General features: G+C 60.3%; 21 protein-coding genes and 1 pseudogene. 10 read left to right on the top strand and 12 right to left on the bottom strand.

What is annotated here, in order from left to right:
* Window positions 1–159: 159 nt before the first annotated feature.
* From HX875_RS32280 to tssB, 8 genes are all read right to left on the bottom strand, one after another.
* The gene (locus tag HX875_RS32280; protein ID WP_177048983.1) at window positions 160–2,538 is read right to left on the bottom strand and encodes a type VI secretion system Vgr family protein; all 2,379 of its coding nucleotides are present in this window, start codon (window positions 2,536–2,538) and stop codon (window positions 160–162) included.
* A 2-nt stretch (window positions 2,539–2,540) separates the two neighbouring features.
* Complete coding sequence (gene tssH, locus HX875_RS32275) at window positions 2,541–5,189, bottom strand: type VI secretion system ATPase TssH (protein WP_177048982.1); 2,649 nt, start codon at window positions 5,187–5,189, stop codon at window positions 2,541–2,543.
* A 135-nt stretch (window positions 5,190–5,324) separates the two neighbouring features.
* Window positions 5,325–5,816, bottom strand: a complete 492-nt coding sequence (locus HX875_RS32270) for an Hcp family type VI secretion system effector (protein ID WP_177048981.1) — start codon at window positions 5,814–5,816, stop codon at window positions 5,325–5,327.
* A gap of 15 nt (window positions 5,817–5,831) precedes the next feature.
* A complete protein-coding gene (locus HX875_RS32265; RefSeq protein ID WP_177048984.1) occupies window positions 5,832–7,547 on the bottom strand; it encodes an OmpA family protein in 1,716 nt (571 codons plus the stop codon).
* 7 nt (window positions 7,548–7,554) lie between these two features.
* Window positions 7,555–8,235 (bottom strand): type VI secretion system protein TssL, short form, encoded by a 681-nt coding sequence (tssL, locus tag HX875_RS32260; protein WP_177048980.1) that lies wholly within the window; start codon window positions 8,233–8,235, stop codon window positions 7,555–7,557.
* On the bottom strand, window positions 8,232–9,587 hold the full coding sequence (tssK, locus tag HX875_RS32255) for a type VI secretion system baseplate subunit TssK (RefSeq protein ID WP_177048979.1): 1,356 nt from the start codon (window positions 9,585–9,587) through the stop codon (window positions 8,232–8,234). The genes tssL and tssK overlap by 4 nt, the downstream gene beginning before the upstream one ends.
* Window positions 9,588–9,611: 24 nt before the next feature.
* Window positions 9,612–11,150: a type VI secretion system contractile sheath large subunit gene (gene tssC, locus HX875_RS32250; RefSeq protein WP_177048978.1), complete on the bottom strand. Its 1,539-nt coding sequence runs from the start codon at window positions 11,148–11,150 to the stop codon at window positions 9,612–9,614.
* 21 nt (window positions 11,151–11,171) lie between these two features.
* Window positions 11,172–11,675, bottom strand: a complete 504-nt coding sequence (gene tssB, locus HX875_RS32245) for a type VI secretion system contractile sheath small subunit (RefSeq protein ID WP_177048977.1) — start codon at window positions 11,673–11,675, stop codon at window positions 11,172–11,174.
* A 384-nt stretch (window positions 11,676–12,059) separates the two neighbouring features.
* On the opposite strand from tssB, the gene HX875_RS32240 reads away from it, so the two are divergent.
* The 3 genes from HX875_RS32240 (at window position 12,060) to HX875_RS32230 (ending at window position 15,654) form a co-directional block, all read left to right on the top strand.
* Window positions 12,060–13,088 carry a DNA topoisomerase IB gene (locus HX875_RS32240; RefSeq protein WP_177048976.1) on the top strand — a complete coding sequence of 343 codons (1,029 nt, stop codon included), beginning with the start codon at window positions 12,060–12,062 and terminating at the stop codon, window positions 13,086–13,088.
* Window positions 13,089–13,233: 145 nt separating this feature from the next.
* On the top strand, window positions 13,234–14,868 hold the full coding sequence (locus HX875_RS32235; RefSeq protein WP_177048975.1) for an ABC-F family ATP-binding cassette domain-containing protein: 1,635 nt from the start codon (window positions 13,234–13,236) through the stop codon (window positions 14,866–14,868).
* Window positions 14,869–14,949: 81 nt separating this feature from the next.
* Window positions 14,950–15,654 (top strand): YoaK family protein, encoded by a 705-nt coding sequence (locus HX875_RS32230; RefSeq protein WP_177048974.1) that lies wholly within the window; start codon window positions 14,950–14,952, stop codon window positions 15,652–15,654.
* A 139-nt stretch (window positions 15,655–15,793) separates the two neighbouring features.
* Here HX875_RS32230 and HX875_RS32225 read toward each other — a convergent pair whose 3' ends face one another.
* Entirely contained in the window at window positions 15,794–16,147 is a 354-nt protein-coding gene (locus HX875_RS32225; RefSeq protein ID WP_177048973.1) for a hypothetical protein, read from the bottom strand.
* Window positions 16,148–16,256: 109 nt separating this feature from the next.
* On the opposite strand from HX875_RS32225, the gene HX875_RS32220 reads away from it, so the two are divergent.
* On the top strand, window positions 16,257–16,517 hold the full coding sequence (locus HX875_RS32220) for a hypothetical protein (protein WP_177048972.1): 261 nt from the start codon (window positions 16,257–16,259) through the stop codon (window positions 16,515–16,517).
* A 123-nt stretch (window positions 16,518–16,640) separates the two neighbouring features.
* On the opposite strand, the gene HX875_RS32215 is transcribed toward HX875_RS32220, so the two are convergent.
* The 3 genes from HX875_RS32215 to HX875_RS32205 form a co-directional block, all read right to left on the bottom strand.
* Complete coding sequence (locus tag HX875_RS32215; protein ID WP_177048971.1) at window positions 16,641–16,952, bottom strand: AzlD domain-containing protein; 312 nt, start codon at window positions 16,950–16,952, stop codon at window positions 16,641–16,643.
* On the bottom strand, window positions 16,949–17,644 hold the full coding sequence (locus HX875_RS32210; protein WP_177048970.1) for an AzlC family ABC transporter permease: 696 nt from the start codon (window positions 17,642–17,644) through the stop codon (window positions 16,949–16,951). Before HX875_RS32210 ends, HX875_RS32215 begins: the two co-directional genes overlap by 4 nt.
* 72 nt (window positions 17,645–17,716) lie before the next feature.
* Window positions 17,717–17,932 carry a hypothetical protein gene (locus HX875_RS32205; protein WP_177048969.1) on the bottom strand — a complete coding sequence of 72 codons (216 nt, stop codon included), beginning with the start codon at window positions 17,930–17,932 and terminating at the stop codon, window positions 17,717–17,719.
* Window positions 17,933–18,108: 176 nt separating this feature from the next.
* On the opposite strand from HX875_RS32205, the gene HX875_RS32200 reads away from it, so the two are divergent.
* From HX875_RS32200 to HX875_RS32175, 6 genes and pseudogenes are all read left to right on the top strand, one after another.
* Window positions 18,109–18,465, top strand: a complete 357-nt coding sequence (locus HX875_RS32200) for a metalloregulator ArsR/SmtB family transcription factor (protein WP_177048968.1) — start codon at window positions 18,109–18,111, stop codon at window positions 18,463–18,465.
* Window positions 18,466–18,483: 18 nt separating this feature from the next.
* Window positions 18,484–19,767, top strand: a complete 1,284-nt coding sequence (locus HX875_RS32195; protein ID WP_177048967.1) for an arsenic transporter — start codon at window positions 18,484–18,486, stop codon at window positions 19,765–19,767.
* Window positions 19,768–19,780: 13 nt separating this feature from the next.
* Window positions 19,781–20,251 carry an arsenate reductase ArsC gene (locus HX875_RS32190; RefSeq protein ID WP_177048966.1) on the top strand — a complete coding sequence of 157 codons (471 nt, stop codon included), beginning with the start codon at window positions 19,781–19,783 and terminating at the stop codon, window positions 20,249–20,251.
* Window positions 20,252–20,263: 12 nt separating this feature from the next.
* Window positions 20,264–20,489: pseudogene (locus tag HX875_RS32185) on the top strand (arsenical resistance protein ArsH); the annotation flags it as partial.
* A 51-nt stretch (window positions 20,490–20,540) separates the two neighbouring features.
* The gene (locus HX875_RS32180) at window positions 20,541–21,332 is read left to right on the top strand and encodes an AraC family transcriptional regulator (protein WP_177048965.1); all 792 of its coding nucleotides are present in this window, start codon (window positions 20,541–20,543) and stop codon (window positions 21,330–21,332) included.
* Between the two features lie 74 nt (window positions 21,333–21,406).
* On the top strand, window positions 21,407–22,018 hold the full coding sequence (locus HX875_RS32175) for a LysE family transporter (RefSeq protein WP_177048964.1): 612 nt from the start codon (window positions 21,407–21,409) through the stop codon (window positions 22,016–22,018).
* Window positions 22,019–22,073: the final 55 nt, after the last annotated feature.

Genomic DNA, 22,073 nt, shown 5'->3' with positions numbered 1-22,073 from the left:
TGCAGCGGGTCGACAATGGGCTCGGGTGGTGCAGGTACAGCTACTGGGCGGGCGTTTATGGGCGAACGCTGGCGCAAAGCAGGTCGCGGGGATCTGAATGGATCGAAAAGGCGTATGAGCATGTTGAGCATATGTTTCATTCCTAACTTCGCAATGGGGTCAACCGGAGAAATTCTCGCGGTTCAAGGATTCGGTTTTATGCTCCACCAACGGAGGAAACGGTGGCAGCAGCCCCCCTTGCTGTCCGGCGACCGGCACATAGTCGAAATTCGGCGATTTGATGACGTAACTGTCTTTCGTCCCCGACTCGATACTGCTCGTGTCCAGGGTGATGTACGTGCCATCAACGTTGAGGGTGATTTTCTTCTTGGCCGTAATGCGGATTTCATCTTCGGTGCTGGTGATATCCAGACCATGCCGAGCCATCAGTTCCAACCTGTCGTTTTGCGCCTGGATGCTGATCGCTCCCTGATTGGCAATCAGCTTGATGCCCAACTTGCGCACAAACAGACTTACCCCCTGCCCCACGCCAATGAACAAGCGCTTGACCACGCTGATATCCGCCTCGGCCCCGGCGTTGATCATCAGGTTATTTTGCGCGGCCAATTGCAGGTGTTTACCGCTGGTGGCGCAGATGCCGTCGGGAGCGCTGAGCAGTAATACTGATGACTGGAGTTGCTCAAGGCCTTGCTTGAGCAGGTTGATTTGCGCCTGCACATCCGCAGGGTCGGCATTGGCGGCCTGAGCATCCACCGACAACTCTTTCAACTGATCGCCCGCCTGCTGCAGCCGACCTAACGCCGCGCTCATTTCAAGCATTTGTCCCTGAGCTTTAGGCTGTACGTCAGCACTGATGAAGATGCCGCTGCCAGCACGAATAGCGGCATGCCCATCGGTGCGCAACTCGGCGCCCTGACCTCGTGGTTTGCGCTCGGCATCCACCAAATGCCCAAGGTTGAGCTGGCTCTTGCCGCTGTGTTCCGTACTGAGCTTTACGTGCTCCTGCCCCCGCGTGTCGTCCATGCGCAGTTTGTTATTGGCCGGTGTGCGCAGCACGTTGCGTTTGTAGTTGCGCAAGGTCACATGGTCCTCGCGCCGGCTATCGTGCAAGGCATGGGCGATGTAGGGACGGTCCGGGTCGCCCTGCTCAAACGCGATAGCCACTTCGGTGCCCGCTATCAGCGGCAAGTGCAGGCCATGGGTGTCGCCAGCGTACGGGCGGGCCAGGCGCAGCCACATACTTTCCTGGCCGGGCTTCCAGGTGTCGCGGTCGAACAGGAAGTTGACCCGGTAGCGCCCTTCCAGGTCGATTTCGGCGTACGGGTCGTTGGCCTGCCGGCTGGTGACACGGGCCGGGACGGTGCCGGCGATTTGCGGTTTTTTCTTGAGATCCGGGCGGAAGCACACGGTCTCCGAGTAGGGAATGGCTTTAAAGCTGACGTCGAAACTGCGGTCGCGGGCGGCCCGGGTGGTCAGTTGCGTAATCACCGCGCCGGGAGCAAAAGCCTGTGGCGCGCCGCCGGAGATTTTCAGTACCTGGCCTGGAGCCACGGTGGCGCTGCTGCTGTCGCCGCTGAGTTGGGTCTGGCCATTGAGGTAACGCTCGTGGCGCAAACGCGCGTAGAAGTAGCCGCTTTCGCTTTGCAGGTCTTCGTCAAAGGCGTAGCGGTCGCCCATGACGGTATAGGGTTCGGCGTAGTGATAGGCCTCGCCGTAGGTGGTGGTGGCGCCACGGGTTTGGTCGATTTCCCCGTTCAGGTGGGCGTGGGCCACGCGGTGGTGGTAGCTGCGAATATTGACGTGCTTCTCCACCACCTGGTGGCTGGATTGCAGGTTCCACACGCCGTCTTGCCCGGTGCTGCTGAGCCCGGATTGTGGGCGGTAAGCAAGCTCGACATTGAATTGGTAGTGGCGTTGGTCGTCGTGGAATTCCACCACCTCGATGTTCAGGCGTTCATCGCGGGTGAAGCGGTACCAGATGCCCACATCAGCCAGCAGGCGGGTGATGAAGGCCAGATCGCTCTCGCCGTACTGCATGACCTGGTCGCGCTTGGGGTAGTCGCGCACCAGGTTGAAGAAGAAGTCCTGGCCTCTGAAATCGTGGCGGCTGCGCAGGATGCTTTCGACGATTTGCGGGACGGATTGGTGCTGGTAGATGCGGAACTGTTGGCCTCGCCCCAGCAGGGCAAAGTGGGGTTCCAGGGTGATTTCGTAGCGGGCTTCATCAACGGAGCCGGACAGGCGTTTGAAGCCGGTGACCACGCCATGCAGCGTGCGCAACTGCCTGGCAGGCGGCGGGATGAAACCGCGCATCGGCGATTGCTGCGGCGCGCCGTACAAGCTGAACGTGGCGTCCTGGCCGAGCATTTTCTCGGCAGCGATGTCGCGGGCGGTGCTGGTGAACTCGACACGGTAGTTGAACAGTTCGCTCAGGCCTTCGGTGCCCTCGAAGGCCAGGACGTCGAGTACTGCATCAACATTGCGAACGGTGAGTTTGTGGCGGCTGTGGTCGAAAAAGCAGCGCAATTCGTTAAGCATGTTCAGGCCTCCATCGCATCGGGCGCTACCGCTTCTTGGGCGTCAATGAAATGCAGGATGACGCCCTCCTCGTCGCTGTAGCCCAAGGTCACGCTGCGGGTTTTCTGTCGGGCGGCCTGGCGTTGCAGCAACTGCTGGCTGAGCACCGGCAGGATCTGCTGGTTGAGCAGGCTGTCGATGTTGCGTGCGCCGGTGTCGGGCAACAGGCAGGCGGCTACCAACGCGTCGTTGAGGGCGGCATCGATCTGGCATTCCAGCCCGTAGTGACGCTGTAAACGCTTGGCCACCTTGGCAAGTTTGATCGCGACGATGCGCTGTAAGGCGTCGGCTGGCAGCGGGCGGTAGATCAGGGTCTGGAAACGGGCCAGCAAGGCCGGCTGAAAGTGTTCCCGCAGGATCGGGCGGAGTAATTCGTGCAGGGTGCTGTCGGGCGCAGCGGGGAACTCTTGCAGGCAGGCTTGCAGTTCATCGCTGCCGAGGTTGGAGGTCATGAGAATGACGGTGTTGCGAAAGTCGATTTCCCGTCCTTCGCCATCGCGCATGCAGCCCCGGTCGAAGACTTGGTAGAACAGGTTGAGGACGTCGCGGTGCGCCTTCTCTACTTCGTCGAGCAGCACCACGCTGTAGGGCCTTTGGCGCACGGCTTCGGTGAGCACACCGCCCTGGCCGTAACCGACGTAGCCCGGCGGCGAGCCCTTGAGCTGGCTGACGGTGTGGGCTTCCTGGTATTCCGAGAGGTTGAGGGTGATCAGCGACTTTTCCCCGCCAAATAGCTTGTCGGCCAGCGTCAGGGCGGTTTCGGTTTTGCCGACGCCGCTGGTGCCCACCAGCAAAAATACGCCCAGCGGCGCTTTCTCGTCTGTCAGGCCGGTCTTGGCTGCACGTAGGCGCTGAGCCAAAGCGCCGAGTGCTGCTTCCTGGCCGATGACGTGTTCACCCAGTTGGTATTCCAGTTCCAGCAGGTTGGCTTGTTCGTCCTTGAGCAGACTGCCCAAGGGCACACCGGTCCAGTCGGCGATCACTTCAGCTACGCTGCGGGCATCGACGTCGAGGGACAGCAAGGGCTGATTGCCCTGAATCTCGTCCAGCCGTTTCTGCAGTGCTGCACAGGTCTCCCGTTGCAGCGGCTGCGCCTGGCGCGCTTCAATCAACTGTTGGGTCAGGTCGAGTTCGTGTTGATACTGATCTTCCAAATCGATGCATTGGTGATGCAACTCGGTATGTTGTGCGGCGATGGTCTTCAAGCGCTCATCGGCACCGTCGTCGTCAAACTGCTGATCCTGCTCCAACGCCTGCGCCTCCAACTCCAAGGCTCCTTGCCGAGCACGCAGACGGACCAACGTCTGGGGCATGCAATCCAGGCTCATGCGCACTCGGGCGCTGGCGGTGTCGAGGAGGTCGACCGCTTTATCCGGCAGTTGGCGGCCGGTCAGGTAGCGTCGCGAGAGCGTGACCGCCGCCTGCACCGCTGCATCCTGGATATGCACGCCGTGGTGCTTGGCGTAACGCTCCTTGAGGCCGCGCAACATCAGGCAAGCATTCGCATCATCCGGCTCTTCAACCTTGACCATCTGAAAGCGCCGCTCCAACGCCGCATCGCGTTCGAAATACTGTTTGTATTCGCTCCAGGTGGTGGCGGCGATGGTGCGTAATTCTCCGCGGGCCAACGCGGGCTTGAGCAGATTGGCCGCGTCGGCCCCGCCGGCTTGGTTCCCGGCGCCGATCAGCGTGTGGGCTTCATCGATAAACAGCAGCACCGGGTTGGGCGATTGCTGTACGGCCTCGATGACGTTTTTGAGGCGCTGTTCAAACTCGCCTTTTACCCCGGCGCCGGCTTGCAACAGGCCCAAGTCAAGGATGCGTACACTGACCCGCTTGAGGCTGTCGGGCACGTTGCCCTCGACGATGCGCAATGCCAGGCCTTCAACCAGAGCGGTTTTACCCACCCCAGGCTCCCCCACCAGAATCGGGTTGTTCTTGCGTCGACGACTGAGAATGTCGACGACCTGGCGAATTTCATCGTCCCGACCGAATACCGGATCGATCTGCCCCGCCCAGGCCTTGGCGGTGACGTCGTGGGTGAATTTATCCAGGATGACCTGCATGGCATCCAACCCGTCGGTGCCCGATGAGACGGGCACTTCGATGCAATCCAGCGCGGCTTCTTGCTGTACCTGCGGGCGCTCCTCTGAATGTTGATCGAGCAACTCGAACAAACGCTGTAACTGGGTATCGCTGATACTGAGCAGCGGCCAAGCAGCGTCACAGGCAAGCAGGCTGGGCGTCTCCAGCAGAGCGCCAAGCAGATGAGCCGAGCGCAGGGTGTGGTTGTTGCCATCAAGGGAGGCCTGCAACCAGGCGTTCTTGATCAGGTGCTGCAGCTTGCCGCACAACTGCGGCTTGCCCTGCACGCTGCGCGGCAAAGTGTCGAGGTGGTCGAGCAAGCCGCGCCAGAGTGCATCCATATCCCATTCGTAGCGACGGGCAATCAGGGTCAGGTCGCCTTCGCCCTGCTCCAGCAATTTGAGCAGCCAGTGCTCGATGCTGATCAGTCCATGGGCACGGCTCTGGCACAAGGTGGCTGCCGCACTCAGTGCCTGGGCGCAGTAGGGGTTGAGACGGCGAAGCAAACGAGTGGAATTGTGGACCATCAGGTACATCCCTGTTCGGAGTTATGGGTGTTTAGTCAAAGGGACTCGATGTATTTGGCTGAACGCCCGCGAACGGGCGCTCAACCCTGCACACCGCCCACCGGCAGGCGCACGTGCGCCTGCCGGTCCTGTGCATCAGGCGCTTTGGCGTTCGTTCCAGGAGTCGGAGTGGATGATGTTGCCGTCCTTGTAGGTCCAGGTGACCTTCTCGTAGCGCAGCTCGATCTGCTCCAGATGGTTGTGTTTTTCTTTGCTCGGGTCTTTGACGTCGTGCATTTTCGGCGCGACTTTCACGACCTTGACGTTTTCCAGCTTGGTGATGAAGTACTCGACTTCCTGGCCGGCATCATCAATGCGGAACCATTTGAACTCGGCACTCTTAAGCGTTTGGCCGGTAGTCACCGCCTTGTACAGGTAAGGACTGGAGGCATCGATTTCCTTGGAGAACAGGAACGGGGTGTGAACCCGGGTGCCGGTCAGCTTGCCGGTATTGTTGTCGGTGGGGATGTACAGGCTGTGGTCCTGCGCGATGACCTCGATGCTGCCTTCGCGTTTTTGTACGTCAACGGACCCTTTGATTTCAGCGCCGCCGTCGTCTTGCAGCCATAGGTAAACGGGAATTGCCATGTGAAGCTCCTTTTCTCAGGGGTGTATGTCGCTGGATGCGACAGAGGTTTTCCTGCCAGGCACCGCAGTGGGTGGCGCGCAGGCCCCCGTCTCCGGCACCAGGCGGATATCGACACGACGATTGGCAGTTCGCCCATCTTCGGTGTCATTACTGGCGATTGGCTGGTTGGCGCCAAAGCCTTGAACGGCGAAGCAGCTGTCAGGGATGTCGCCCATGCGTTGCATCCAGTCGCGCACGGATGCGGCACGGGCGCGGGACAATTCAAGGTTATGCGCGGCGTTGCCGGTGACATCGGTATGGCCCGCGATGACAATCAGCCAACCCGGTTGAGCCTTGATGCCCACCAGTGCATTAATCAGGACTTTGGTTGAGCCCGCCTTGAGTTCGGCGCTCCCGGTTCCAAACAACGACAGGCTGTCGAGCCGTAACGGGTTGGAGATCTCGGCGGGCCCCAGGGCCCCGGGCGGTTGACGGTGATCGGCAATGGTCGCCAGCAGCGGCAGCCGCAACCGATCGCCGCGGTATAGCCCCAGGCCCAGCCCCAAGGGTGCGCCGTGGCGGTAGTAGTCATCCAGCCGCATGGCGTCCTGGCGCAGCACCGCCACGGCGTTTTCGCCTAAGACGAAGTGGGGCTGGTCACGATGGTCGGCCGAGGGAATGGTGGTGTACCGCCGCAGGTCATCACTGACCTGACGCAACAGCAGGTTGTTCTGCCAGGCCGAACTGGCCAGCGCCACAACGCCGGCCGACACAAACAGCCACAGCGCCGTAATACCTGCCCGGACAACTGCGGGGTTACGGGTATGGATCGGTAGCAAATTCAGCAGAGGGTCGGGAAACGGCAAGGCCGGGCTGGAACCTGCGGGAGATTGTCCGGCGCCACTCAACCCGGTCCTGTCATGTAGCCATTGTTGCCACAGGTTGCCTTCGACGCTCTGCGCAAGACCCGGTACCAGAGTGATCGCGCAGGCCACGGGCCGCGTCTCCAAGTGTGGGAGTAGCGCTTCTCCCAGCCACGTCGACGCACTGCTTATCTGCACCCCACTGCACAGGCGTTCGGCGTAAGTCGCGCCGTTGGTGGCCTGCCCCTGCCAGTCGAACAAGCTGACGCTGGCGCCGGCCTCACTCACGTAAGGGCTGGTTTGCCCGGACTCCCAACTGAACCAGGCCCCTTCGCCTTTGGCTGCCTGCAGATAGCTCACCAGCATCAGCGGCAGCGCCACACCGCGCTTGCGCACCAGGGCGACCTGATGACGGAAAGCACGCACCCGACCACCCAATGCGGCTGAATCCGTGTGCTCTGCGGGGTTGGCGATAAACATCACGCACAATTGTCCCGCCCAATCCGGACGCCGGGCCTGGATGCTGGCAGTGACCGACACGAGTTGGTCAAGAGCCGGTACGCACACATAACAGCCTTGCGCGGTTGTGCGCAGCACCAGTTGCTCGGCAGGCAGCTCGCCAAAGAGCCCCGCCAGCCCATCGCCACAGACCAGCACCACAGGCTTGCGATAACCTGCCGGTGGCAGGGCCATATCGCCAGCCAGCAACAGTTGTCGACCGCGCCATGCAAAACGACGCCCCGTTCGGACCCACCCCCAGACGAGCATTAGTACAATGGCCAAAGCGGCCACTGCACGCACCCCGGCGGTGAGCGGAATAACCAGCAACAGGGTCAAGGCCAGCGCACCGGCCCACAGCCAGAGGCCTCGTGTCAGCTTGAGTGTCATCACGCTATCACCCCTGACCGGGTAAAAGTGTGACGATCAGGCCGCCCAGCCAGTGGTCCAGCCCCCACCAGGTGCCGGCCAATAACAGGCCCGCCATCAGCACGTGCGCCAGTGGCGAACCTACCCAGCGCAGACGGTGTATCCCGCGGCCAACGCGGTGCGTCGTCAGCGTGTGATTGAGTTGCAGAGGAACGACCTGCGCATTCAGGGCGGTTAACAGTTGCTCCCGCTCAGGATCGTTTATATCGCGGTAGCGCCCCTGAAAACCGAGCATCAGAACTCGCTGGAATGCCGTCAGCACCAGCACATCAGGCGCGGGCTGACGCAGCGCTTCGCCGATATCTTCATACAGGAACTCACCGGCCTGATGACGATTGAAGAACTTTGCCTGCAAGGGCTCGCGAGCCCAATTGGCATGGGCCTCTTCCTTGGCACAACCCAGTGCGGTCTCATCCAGCAACGCACACTGGGCGTAACTGATCAGCTCGAGGCTGCGCGCACCGACGCCGGCGTCCTTGAGGCCCTGTCGAACCTGTTCGACCTGCTTCGCGCAGCGCTCCGGCAACTGCGGACTGTTTTGCAGCGAAGCCCCTTGGTGCAACTCGACGACCAGCAGATAAATGTCTTGCAACAGGGCGTCAAGATCCTGCGCAGTGAAGGTATGTTTGTTCAAGGCGGTCAGGTTCATGTGCGCAGTACCGCAAACAGTTCAAGCTTGATGTCCAGTAACGTGCTGGGGACGTAAATGGCACACGTCCCTTCGGCCAGCATCGCCTGCCCCTTGGCGCTGCCAAGATCAAGGGCGAAGTACTGGTTTTCCAGGCGTAGCGGAATCGCCGCCGGCACATGACTCAGCGGCAGCAACGGAACACCATCAAGCGCAGCATTGACCAAGTGATTGACATCGTCTGATGTGCTCACTTTGCACAGGCGCGGGAACTGGCTTTGCAGTTGAGCCGCCGGCATACGGCAACGTACCGACAGATAGAAGTCGGCACCGTCCCGCTCACGCAGGCGTGCATCGTTGAGCGTGACTTGCCAGCGGTTGGCCCCAACCTCCTCCAGCACCAGGGCAATGACTCGTGACGGCAGGCTGGCCTCCAGCAAGGTGGAGACAGTGCGCATCAAGGGTGGGAAGACGGTTTCCAACTGTTCATGCCGATAGGCAGGAATCTTGTCGATGTCGTGTTCCAGGGAAAATGTCAGCAGGCTGCCGGCGAGCTTGACCAGCTCGAGGTACACTTGCTCGGGGTGCCGCGCAGGGTGTGACTTGATGTCCGCCAGGACTGGTTGATAGGTGTTTAATGCATTGAGCAACCAGAACAACGACACATCGGCCACAGCAAAATCTGCCATGCGCTGGTTGCTCTCGCGGCGCATGCCCATCAGCCGTTGACGTTTGGCTGCCAACTGGGTCAACAGGTTATCCAGTTGGGTCAGCAACCCTGCATGGGCCGCGAAGCTAAGCAACGGCGGTACATAATCAGGGTCAATATTCCAGGCGCCTTGCCCGTCACGCACCAGGCGTGCGACCGGGCATGTCAGGTAGTCAGCATTCTCATCGTCAGCCAGGCGCAAGGTCAGCACGTGCTCCAGCACACTGATGGACTGCACCTCATCTGCGTAGATGTCCTGCACTCGTCGCCAATCCTGACGATAGCGCGTTGGCCGATCGGCTCTTTCCCCTTCGAACACACAGTTGTTGCCGTTGGCTTGTTCCAACGGCAACGCCAGAAGCAGCGTAGCGTCCCGAGCAGCCTCGGGGAGCAACCGGTCTAACTCCAGGGCGGGTGGCAGCCGATCCACGTGATCGGTATCGACCAACGTACCATCGGGCATGCGCACTCGAACCTGGGTAGCTTTGAGCTTACCCAGGCGCAAGGCTTGCCCATCGAACGCAACCCCCAGGACGCCCCAAGGGTGTACCAACGACAAATGGGCCAGGTTCTCGTTAGTCCAGGCCTCCCAACGTGCTTGCTGCTGGAATTGTTGCGGAGACAGCAACGCCCCCGCAGCCCACAGGGGGCGGTCGATTTTCATCTCATTATTTCCCTACGGAGTGGCTTAGGCTTTTGCCTTGGGCATCTGCGAAACCAGCGACAAATTGACGTCCATGCCTTCGACCTGGAAGTGGGGCACCGCGTAAAGCTTGACGCGGAAGAAGCCGGGGTTGTCTTCGATGTCTTCTACCGTCACCTTGGCGTCACGCAGCGGGTGGGAGGCTTGAAGGTCGTCACCCGGGTCGGTCATTTCGGTCACCAACCCACCAACCCACTTGTTCAACTCCAGCTCCAGCAAACGGCGGTCCTTGGTCGTCCCGATGTTTTCCCGCTGGATCAGCTTCAGGTAATGGGCGATGCGCGACAGCAGGAAAATGTACGGCAGGCGCGCATTGATCCGGCTGTTGGCAGTGGCGTCGGGGGTGTCATACAGCGCCGGTTTTTGGGCCGAATTGGCCGAGAAGAAACACGCGTAGTCGCGGTTCTTGTAGTACGACAGGGGGATAAACCCGAGGTTGGCGAATTCAAATTCGCGGGTTTCCGGAATCATCACTTCCGAAGGGATTTTCACCTGATTGCCAGTGCCCAGGTCATACAGGTGAATCGGCAGCTCAGTCACCGCGCCGCCCGATTGCGGACCGCGAATCTGCACACACCACCCGTTGGTGATAAAGCTTTTCACCATGTTTGCCGCGAATGCGAATGAAGCGTTGGTCCACAGGTACTTCTCGTGATCCGGGCCCTTCACGCTTTCAATGTAGTTGAAGCTTCGGACCGGAACGGTGTCCGGGCCATAAGGCAGGCGACCCAGCACACGAGGCATCAGCAAGCCGATGTAACGGGAATCATCGCTCTCGCGGAACGCCTTCCATTTAATGTATTCGGCACGATCAAAGTAGTTGCCGATGTCCTTGATGGCGGCCACTTCCTCCATGGACTTTTTGCCAAAGAACGCCGGCCCGACAGAGCCGATGAATGGCATGTGGGCAGCTGCGGACACTTTGGAAATATTGCGCAAAAGAGCAATATCCTGCGGGCTGCGGCTGAATTCATAGTTGGAAATGGCCGCCGCAATCGGCTCGCCTCCCGGGGTGTCATATTCCTGGGTGTAGGTGTGCAGATACAGACCGCTCTGGGCGATCTCAGGCGCATCTTCGAAATCTTGTACCAGGTGATCCTTGCTGATATCCAGTAGTTCGATACGCACATTCTGGCGAAAATCGGTCTGATCTATCAGCGACTTTACACCACGCCAAGTTGACTCTACGCGCTGGAACTCGGGATGGTGCATGACGGTGTCAAGTTGCCGGCTGATCTGTGCATCCAGGGATGCGATATGTTCATCCAGCAACACTTTGTCCAAGCGTTCTACTTTATGCGACGACTGTTTCAGCAGTTCCAAAAACACACTGACGGCCGCGGTGACCCGTTCATCAGCGGACACCTCTGACAATGCTTCGGAGTTTTGAAAAACATCAATACCGCTCAACTCCGCAACCGGGCTCAGGTTGATTTTAGCGAATAACGCGCCATAGACACCTTGCCCACTTGTTTGATAGGCGTTAGTCAGTTGAGAGGCTTGGGGTGATTGCTCCAGGGACATAATAGGTAACTTCCTTATTAATTAATGATGGTCTTGAGGAGCCAGGGCTGCCAATTCAGCGCGCAGCTCATCACTCAGTGCATCGTCCTTGAGGATGCGTTCCAGCTCCTGACGAAAGGTCGCGTTATCCAGCAGGTTGGACTTGAGGTCACGCAGCAGATTGCGCATCGCCAACAGGGCTCGCAGCTGCGGAATCTGGCGAGCTACCTGCTCTGGTTCAAAGTCCTTCATACGACGGAAACTCAGCTCGACAGACGTGTCCGACTCATCGTCGGACAAGGTGTCATTCACAGCGAACTTCAGACTAGGAGAGAACTCACCCAGTACGCTGTCAAAGTTGTTTTTATTGATGTCGACCTTGCCACGCTCAGACAGTGGGCGTTGCTCTTCGCCGTTGCTGTAGTCCCCCATGACCATCAGTTTGAGCGGCAGCTCGACTTTCTTTTGAGCACCACCGGTATGCAAATCAAGTTTGATATTGACTCGCGCCTTGGGCACCTCATTCTGGAAACTATTTGTAGCCATAACCCCTCCCTCCAGGCAATTTTTTTAACAGCAAACGCTGATGCAAAATCAAGACTGGAACCTATATCTTCAGCTGGCTCGACAAACAGCTCACCAACCGCAGCAAATAAATTCCTTTTTAAGAGGTCATGAAGCGCTCACATGATTTGCGTTCAGTTCCTTCAGTACTAGAATGAATTATTTCAAATGTTGTTTACCAGCCCCCATATAACGCCAAGGAACTTTCGACGCCGTACTTGGGAACTCTCCTACATCAAGCCCACGCAAAAAGGTGTTGCTCAGAGCTAATCGCCGAGCAATTGATTGACATAGCGGGCCTGAATCCATTGGCACGACCGCAAAACCCTGCGGTCAATCAGAAATACCTGCCAAGGAATTTGCGCCATGCCCGATCCTGCGTTGCTAGCCGAGCTGCCCCGCGACCTGCATTACGTCGATGACACCCAGCCGGGCCTGTCCCGGAAAAAGCTGCGGGGCAAGTTCCAGTACTTCAAGGCCGACGGCACACGCATCACGGATGCCGACGAAATCAAACGCATCAACGCCCTCGCGGTGCCGCCGGCCTATACCGATGTGTGGATCTGCGCCGACCCGCGCGGCCATCTGCAAGCTACCGGGCGGGATGCCCGAGGGCGCAAGCAATACCGTTATCACCCGCGCTGGCGCGAGGTGCGTGACACCGACAAATATTCCCGGCTGCAGCAGTTCGGCAGCGCGCTGCCCAAGCTGCGCAAGCAGTTAGAGGCACAGATTGCTGCGCCCGGGTTCAATCGGGAAAAGGTCCTGGCCACGGTGGTGCTGCTGCTGGACGCCACCCTGATCCGCGTCGGCAACACCCAGTACGCCCGGGACAACCGTTCCTACGGCCTGACCACCCTGCGCACCCGACATGTAGACATCAAGGGCAGCGAGATCCTGTTCCAGTTTCGCGGCAAGAGCGGCATTGAGCACCAGATCACCGTGAAGGACCGACGCCTGGCCTCGGTGGTCAAGCGCTGCCTGGAGCTGCCGGGGCAGAATCTGTTCCAGTATCTGGACGAGGACGGCGAGCGCCATACAGTCAGCTCCACCGACGTGAATGCCTATCTGCATACCCTCACCGGGGCGGACTTCACCGCCAAGGACTACCGCACCTGGGCCGGCAGCGCCCTGGCGTTGGCGGTGTTGCGCGAGCTGCAATGGCAGCCCGAATCCGATGCCAAGAAGCATGTGGTAGAGATGGTCAAGAACGTCGCCAAGCAGTTAGGCAATACCCCGGCGGTGTGCCGCAAGTGCTATATCCACCCGGCCGTACTGGAGCATTTCAGCCTCGGCGAGCTGGCAAAACTGCCCAAGCCACGGGTGCGCAAAGGCTTGAAAGCCGAGGAAGTCGGGCTGGCGGTGTTTCTGGAGCAACTGGCCGAACGCTTGTAGTAAAAATCCAAAGTGCGTTACCCTGCCCGTCCTTTCTGACTGCAGGGATGACCGCTGACGTGAACAACTAAGCCTTCCAACATGTAAACGCAACGAGCCGCCTGGCGCGCTTGTTGGCTTGTGCCACATTGTTTTGGAGGTGCTGATGACTGACGTCAAACGGCTGCCTGTACTCGCTTCCCTGCAACACGTGTATTTCCAGTTCGCCAATGGTGAAACCCTGCTGGAAGACCTGAACCTGTCTTTCGATTCCACGCCCACCGGGATTGTGGGGCGTAACGGCGCGGGCAAAAGCGTTCTCGCGCAATTGATCGCCGGCAGGCTGGCGCCCTCTTCCGGTACGCTTGAGACCTGCACCAGGCTGGCCTATGTCCCACAGGCCTTGAGCCTTTTTCCCGAACAAACGGTCGCGCAAATCACCGGCACCGCCGACGTGCTGGAAGCCCTGGGCCGACTGGGCCGTGGTGAAGCCCACATCGACGACCTCGAGCGGATCGATGAACGCTGGGACCTGGCCGAGCGCCTGCGCAAGGCGCTGGACGCGGCGGGCTTGTCCGAGGTCGGTTTCGAGGACCATGCCGATCAGTTGAGTGGCGGCCAATTGGCCCGCCTGGCAGTGATCGGCGCACTGCTGGCCAACCCTCAGTTGCTGATTCTTGATGAGCCCACCAATCACCTGGACAGCCAGGGCCGCGAATGGCTGCTGCGCATCCTGGACGATTGGCGTGGCGGGTTGATCGTGGTCAGCCATGACCGGCAACTGCTCAACCGCATGCAGCGAATCGTCGAGTTGTCGCCCTTGGGCCTTAAAGTTTACGGCGGTAACTACGAAGCCTTTCACGCTCAACGTGAGATAGAGCAGCACGCGGCCCTGTCCACGCTGGAACACGCGCGACTTACGCGCAGCCGCGAACACAAGCGCCTGAAGCAAAGCAACGATGACATCCAGCGCCATGCCGCCCGCTCACGCAAGCACGCCGAAACGGCGAACGTGGACCGTTTCACCAAAGCACGCTGGAAAGGCGCCGCCACCGAAATCGTCAGCACCGTGCGCAGCGCTCACCAGCAACACAAGGACGAACTGAATGAGCGCGTGCGCCACGCCTACGAACAGGTGGTGGATGAAGCCCCGACGCTGCTGGCATTACCCGGCACCACAGTGCCCTGCGGGCGGCAGGTGCTGACGTTGGAGCACACACAATTGCCCTGGCTGGATCCGCAGTTGCCGGCCACCTTTCTCAGCGCCAACCTTATTGGGCCCATGCGGTTGGCGGTCCACGGGCCGAACGGCTGCGGCAAATCCACCTTGCTCAAGCTGCTGGCGGGTCAACTGCAGCCGGTCAGCGGCAAATGCACGGTGCATGTGCCGACGGCCTATATCGATCAACACTTGGCGCTGCTGGACGACCAACGCTCGATCGTCGAACAGCTCAACCTGCTCGATACGCCGCTGGCCGAGGGCGAGCTGCGTACGCGCCTGGCCTTGCTGCAGCTGGACGCCGTGCGGGTCACGCAACCGGTGGCACGCCTCAGCGGCGGCGAGCGCCTGAAGGCCGCCATGGCGCTGGCCTTGTGGCGCAAAACCCCGGCGCAACTGTTGCTGCTGGACGAGCCAACCAACCATTTGGACATGCAATCGGTGATCGCCTTCGAGCAGGCATTGCAGGGGTTTACCGGGGCGATGATCGCGGTGTCCCACGATGCGGCGTTTCTCGCCGCGCTCAAACCCACTCATGCCCTGACATGGCGGGCCGAGGGCTGGCGCCTGGAACCGGTGTGAAGGCCTGCGCCAGGTCATTGCACCCGAACGCAAAGCGCCCTACCGTAATGGCCGGATAATCTCACCGAGGAACCCGGCCCCATGCTGCCTTCATCCCTGAAGCCCTACACCAACGCCGCCTTGCTGCATCGCCACAAATGGCGCGGGCGTGTCGGGCTGATGCTGGTGGCCAGCCTTTCCGTACTGGCGGGGATGACCGATGCCATCGGCTTCATGGCAAGCGGGGATTTTGTCTCGTTCATGAGCGGCAACACCACACGCCTCGCCGTGGCGATCAGCGAAGGTGACCTGGGCCTGACAGGTCGCTTGACCTTGCTGGTGGCGACGTTTATCGCCGGCAACGCGCTGGGGGTGATGGTCAGCCGCCTCAGCCGGCGCCATGCCTTGCCGTTGCTGCTGTGCATCGCCACCTTGCTGTGCGGGGCCGCGGCCTGGCCGTTCGAGGATCAATTGCCGGCGTTGCTCGCAGCGATCATCGCCATGGGCATGCTGAACGCCGCCGTCGAAGAAGTGAATGGATTGCCGGTGGGACTGACTTATGTCACCGGGGCGCTATCTCGGTTTGGGCGCGGGCTGGGCCGCTGGATGCTCGGTGAACGGCGCAACGGCTGGCGCGTGCAACTGATCCCCTGGGCCGGGATGTTTGCCGGGGCGGTGATCGGCGCATTGCTGGAACATCACATGGGGATTCGTGCGCTGCTGGTCAGCGGGTTGCTGTCGGCACTGTTGGGGCTGGTGTCGCTGAAAATTCCCCGGCGCTGGCACCTGGGATATATGCCGCGCTAAAAAAGCTGCCCTCCCGACGCGCCGGCCTCGACGTCCCTGTACCGGTAAAGAGCCGCCACGCCGGGTGAGCACGCAAATACTAAGGCAATGCCCGCGAGGCTGTCCGCAGGGCATTTCTGAATTTTTCTAACGCAATGGACTACAGGCAAGTCGCCAGTGCGGCGAGCCGGCGCTTGGCCGGATAGTCATCCTGGGCCGCGTAATAGTTGACCGTGGCGCCGGCGCCCGCAGTGCGCACGTCGACAAAGTAATCACCCGCCGTGGTGTAGATGGTGAAGCCGCCGGCCTGTGCAGGCTCCATGAAGCCACCGGCATCCACGCCAAACACCGCTTCGTCCTGCCAACCGAACTGGATGCACTGGGCAACCACCAGTGGGGCCTTGTCCGAGGCCAGGGTTTTGTAGGGCGTACCGGTACGCGCCTCTTTCATCTTCGAGCCCGCGCAACCGGCCAGCGATGCCAGTACCAAAGCGCCAATTACCACCATCCGCATACCGAAGCTTCCTTGGAAAAAACGCGACTGTACCATTAGCAGGCGACACCGAATGATTATTGCGTCACCCTGCCGCCTACTTACGAACCCGCTTTTACCCGGAAACCCCATGACACCCAACGCCGAGCGCTACAACCCCTCCACCGACTACGCCGACAAGCTGATCAGCCGCATTGGCCAAACGCCTTCGTGGATCGCCAAACGCATCGGCGTGACCGACAAGCGCATCCGCTACATCCTCGACGGAATGCGCACCGTCAAGGGCGAAAGCACCCCGATCCAGATGACCTACACCGAGCAGTTTGCCCTGGAATGCCTGGCCGCCGAGGCCAAGGCCAACAAGAAAGCCGCCGCCTCGGTTATCGAATAGCTGACAGATTCATGAACTTTGTTTCACTGTGAAGGGAGACCTTGGCGCCTATAGTCGGCAGGCTCATTTTTAAGAAGTCTCCCTTCTAGCTCGCCCTCCCGCGGGCTTTTTTTTGCCTGTTTTTCAGAGCAGCCAGCGGAACAGATAGAACAGCGCCATGCTCAGCAGCACCGTGATCAGCACGCTGCGGGTCCAGAACATCAACGCCACGGCGCTGATTCCGGCCAGCAGGTAGGGGTTGCCCAGGCTCAGGTTGAGTTGGTGATCGGCCAGGAAAATGATCGGGCCGCAGATGGCGGTGAGCATCCCCGGCACGGCAAACCCGAGAAACTCACGCGCCCCGCGATTGAGGCGCACCGGCAGGCGCGGCTCGATAAACAGGTAGCGGTTGAAAAACACGATCAGGCCCATGCCAAAAATCATCACGAAGATCATTGCTGCCCTACTCCCAGCCGCTTGCAGGCAAACCCCGCGCTCATCCCCAATACACCCGACACCACCACCGCCGACTCCCAATGCAGGTAGCTCAGCCAGACCGAGCACAACAACGACACGGCCACACAGACGACAGTCGGCACGTCACGCACCACGGGGGTGATCAGGGCGATAAAGGTCGCGGCAATCGAGAACTCCAGGCCCAATTGATCCAGCCCGGGAATGCTTTTGCCGAGCACGATGCCGGCGAACGTAAATACGTTCCAGATGATGTAGAACGTCAGGCCGACGCCCAGGGCGTACCAGCGGTTGAAGGTCTGACGGTCGTATTGGCTGACCAGGGCGAAGAATTCGTCGGTCAGCAAAAACCCCAGGCTCATGCGCCACCGGGCCTTAAGCGGCGACAGCGTGGGACGCATGTGCATGCCATAGAGCAAATGCTGGGAGGTCAGCAGCAAGGTGGTCAGCAGGATGGAAATCAGGCTGGCGCCGCTCTTGACCATGCCGATGGCCACCAGTTGCGCAGCGCCGGCAAACACGATGGTCGACAGCCCTTGGGCTTGCAGCGGGGTGAATTGGGCATCGATTGCAGTGGAACCGGCCAGCAATCCCCAGGGCGCACAGGCCAGGGACAATGGAATGATCGCAATCGCGCCACGGGAAAAGGCGTTTAGAGGCAGAGCATTGGGCATACACAACAGGCTCATCGACAGTCAGTCGACAAGCATGCCAGTGGTATCAGGGATTGTCTTGAACGATCGTGCTCAAGCCAGCTTGACCGACACCCGCTCCACCGCATCCCGGGCTTCGCGCAGTTCGTGGGCGTCCTGGTTGAGACGGTGGATGGTATTGAGCAGGCGCTGGCGCAAAACTTCATCGCTGAGTTTTTCGACGGCACGCATCAGGTCAAAGGCCGCGGTTTCATTATTGTCCGCGACGGCATCGAGGGTCTTGCGCAGGTTGCGAGTGGCACGGGTCACACGTTTTCTTCCTTCATCACCAATGGGCAGGCACTTTAGGACATTTGTGTTTCAGTTTAATTTCAACCACTTGTCGTCGATTGTCGGCCCGTTGACCCAGATCAATCGAAACAAGGTTTGACCGATACATATGGAAATACGTATATTCGTATTTCCATATGTATCAGGCCACGAGCATGCCAGACCTTTTCTCCCCGCCCAACGTCTTCAAGTGCCTGGCCGATGCCACTCGCGCGCGGCTGACGTTATTGATCCTGCGCGAAGGCGAACTTTGCGTGTGCGAGTTGATCCATGCTCTGGACGACAGCCAGCCGAAAATCTCCCGCCACCTGGCGCAACTGCGCAGTTGCGGGTTGCTGCTGGACCGTCGCCAGGGCCAGTGGATTTACTACCGCCTCAATCCGGCCTTGCCTGAGTGGGTGACGGCGGTGCTCGACACCACCCTGCAAGCCAACCAAGCCTGGTTAAAAACAGACGCCCAGCGTCTGCAGACCATGGGTGACCGACCACAACGGGCCAGCGCCTGCTGCTGATCCTGCGGAGAGCTTTTCATGCTTGTAGCCGTTGCTATCTTTCTGTTCACCATCATCCTGGTCATCTGGCAGCCCAAGGGCCTGGGCGTTGGCTGGAGCGCCACGATGGGCGCGATCCTGGCCCTGGCGCTTGGCGTTATCAGCCTGGCGGATATTCCGGTGGTGTGGCACATCATCTGGAACGCCACCGGGACGTTCGTCGCACTGATCATCATCAGCCTGCTGCTGGATGAGGCGGGCTTCTTCGCCTGGGCCGCCTTGCATGTGGCGCGTTGGGGCCGTGGGCGCGGACGGCGATTGTTCGCGTACATGGTGCTGCTGGGAGCGCTGGTGTCGGCGTTGTTCGCCAATGACGGCGCGGCATTGATCCTCACCCCCATCGTGATGTCGATGCTGCTGGCGCTGCGCTTTTCACCGGCGGCCACCCTGGCGTTTGTCATGGGCGCAGGGTTTATTGCCGACACCGCGAGCCTGCCGCTGGTGGTGTCCAACCTGGTGAACATCGTCTCGGCCGACTATTTCAAGATCGGCTTCAACGAATACGCCGCCGTGATGGTGCCGGTGAACCTGGTGAGCGTCGCCGCAACCCTCTTGGTATTGATGTGGTTTTTCCGCCGCGACATTCCGCAAACCTACGACCCGGCAGACCTCGACGATCCCGCCAGTGCGATCCACGACCGTGCGACGTTCCTCGCCGGCTGGTGGGTGCTGGGTATTCTGCTGGTGGGCTGCTTCGCCCTGGAACCGCTGGGCATTCCCATCAGCGCGATTTCCGCCGCCTGCGCCACCCTGCTGCTGGTGATCGCCGCCAAGGGCCACAAGATTTCCACCCGCAAGGTATTGAAGGAAGCGCCCTGGCAGATCGTGATTTTCTCCCTGGGCATGTACCTGGTGGTCTACGGCCTGCGCAACGCCGGGCTGACCAACTACCTCGCTACCTGGCTCGATGCCTTTGCCGGCTACGGCGTATGGGGTGCGGCATTGGGCACTGGCGTGCTGACCGCGCTGCTGTCTTCGGCGATGAACAACCTGCCAACGGTACTGATCGGCGCACTGTCCATCGAGGCCAGCCATGCCGTGGGCGTGGTCAAGGACGCGATGATCTACGCCAACGTGATCGGCAGCGACCTCGGCCCCAAAATCACCCCTATCGGCAGCCTGGCCACCTTGCTCTGGCTGCATATCCTGGCGCGCAAAGGCATCACCATCACCTGGGGTTACTACTTCAAGGTCGGCATTGTGCTGACCCTGCCGGTGCTGTTGATCACCCTCGCCGCCCTCGCCCTGCGCCTGAGTTTCTGACGGAGTCCGCTTAATGAAAGTCCTGTTCATGTGCACCGCCAACAGCTGCCGCAGCATCCTCTCGGAAGCGTTGTTCAATCACCTGGCGCCAGAAGGTTTCCAGGCCATCAGTTCCGGCAGCTTTCCCAAGGGCCAGGTGTTGCCCCGCAGCCTGACGACCCTGGAGGCCGCCGGCATCAGCACCGAAGGTTTGTACAGCAAGGGCAACGACGCCTTTGAAGGCAGCCCGCCGGACATCGTGATCACCGTTTGCGATAAGGCTGCCGGGGAAGCGTGCCCGGTGTATTTCGGCCCGGCGCTCAAGGCGCACTGGGGGCTGGAAGATCCGTCGGATGCTCAAGGCGATGACGCCCAGGTTCATGCAGCCTTCCAGGCCACCCTGGCAATCATCGAACGCCGCTGCCGAGCGTTTTTCGAAGTCCCGTTCGCCAGCCTGAGTCCCATCGAGATCAAGGCCGAGCTTGATCGCATCGCCGCGCTGTAACTGGAGCACCTGATGAGCACCCTGCCCAACCGATCGTCGGTGCCCAAGGCCTTTATGGAGTTCGACGATCAGGACCGCATGAAGCCCTCGGCCCTGTATGACCGGGTGGTGGATGTGATGGAAGAGCTGGTGAAATTCACCCTGCTGCTGCGGGACCGCCCGGACCTGGTGGACCGCTATTCGGAGCAAGGAGAGCAGCGAAGAACTGTCGAAACGGGTCAATCAACGGTCGATCTGAAGCGTGTTTGCGGCGTATGCTCGCGGCTAACCGTCACTGCGAGCCACCTCAATGAGTTCCATGCAGCACGCCTGGCTGGGCAACTACGAAGTCAGCAGCACGTCCTGCACCGGCCTGACGTTTGCCCGCCACAGCCACGATGAATGTGTGATCGGCGTCAACCTGCTCGGCGAGGAACAGGTGTGGCTGGACCGCCGCACCTTCGAGGCCGGCCCCGGCAGCATTACCTTGTACAACCCGGGCCAGATTCAGGGCGGCGGCGCGGCCGAGGGGCAGCCGTGGCGGTTTGTCAGCCTGTATGCGGCCGCTGACCAATTGGCGGCCGACCTGGGCCTGGTGCACCTGGAGTTCGACCGCTCGCTGTGCTTCCAGCCGGAATTGGCGATGAAGCTGGCCGGCGCGATCGAAGGCTCATTGAGTGCCGATCCGATCGCCCGGGAGCTCAGTGAAGAAGCCCTGGTGGTGCTGCTCGGCGAAGTGGTCAGTTGCAGCGGCGTACGCCTGCCCGGCAGCACCACAGTGGGTCGTGGGCTGGTGATCAAGGCCCAGGAACTGCTGGCTGAAAACCTGCATCAGGCGGTAGCACTCGAGACGCTCGGTGACGAGTTGGGCCTGTCGAAATTCCATCTGCTGCGGGCCTTTCAAAAAGAAACCGGGTTGAGTCCGCGCCAGTGGGCGATGCAACTGCGTACCCGGCGTGCCAAGGGCCTGCTGCGTTCAGGGATTGCAGCGTCGCAGGTTGCCCACGCCCTTGGGTTCGCCGACCAGAGCCATCTCAATCGGCATTTCCGGGCGGCTTACGGCATCACTCCGGGGCGCTATCAAAGCGTGCTCAAAGGCTGAAAAGCGCAATCTGGTTCAAGACGACCCACCCACCCTCGCGCAAAATGCACGCCATCAATTGAAGGAAGGCAGGCATGTTGACGATCTTTTTTTCGGCGCTGGTATTTGGCTTTGTGTTTTGCCTGTCACCGGGGGCGGTCTTGGCGGAGACGCTGCGCCGTGGGCTGTTGCATGGGTTTACGCCGGCGCTGCTGGTGCAGATTGGATCGCTGGTGGGCGATGCCGTGTGGGCGGTGATTGGGCTGACGGGTATGGCGTTGTTGATCCAGCATGAGTCGGTGCGGGTGCCGCTGACGGCGGTTTGTGGGCTGTATCTGGCTTGGCTCGGGGTTCGCAGCTTGATGGATGCCTGGCGCTTGCCAGAGGCCGAGAGTACGCCGGCCAGGTCCGGGCAGAATGCGCTGGTAGTGGGGGCGGCTATTTCGTTGGCTAATCCGAAAAACATTGTTTATTGGGGGGCGCTGGGCAGTGCGTTGTCGGGGATTGTCGGGGCGACGCCGAGCCATGGGCAGACGTTGATGTTTTTTGCGGGGTTTATGGTGGCGTCTGTGCTTTCGTGCTTTCTGATTGCGGCGCTGGTGAACCTGCTGCGCCAGAACGCGTCGCCCATATGGCAGCGTGTCAGCTATGGGGCGTGTGGTGGGGTGTTGTTGTATCTGGCGGTCCTGGCGTTGTGTGCGATTTGAGGGAGTGATTGGGCGGTGTACATATCCGTTTCTTCGGTAACGGCCGCTTATGGTT

Origin of the sequence: Pseudomonas yamanorum (assembly GCF_013386765.1) — a bacterium.
Lineage (GTDB): Bacteria > Pseudomonadota > Gammaproteobacteria > Pseudomonadales > Pseudomonadaceae > Aquipseudomonas > Aquipseudomonas yamanorum_A.
This window is presented reverse-complemented; position numbering and strand designations above follow the sequence as displayed.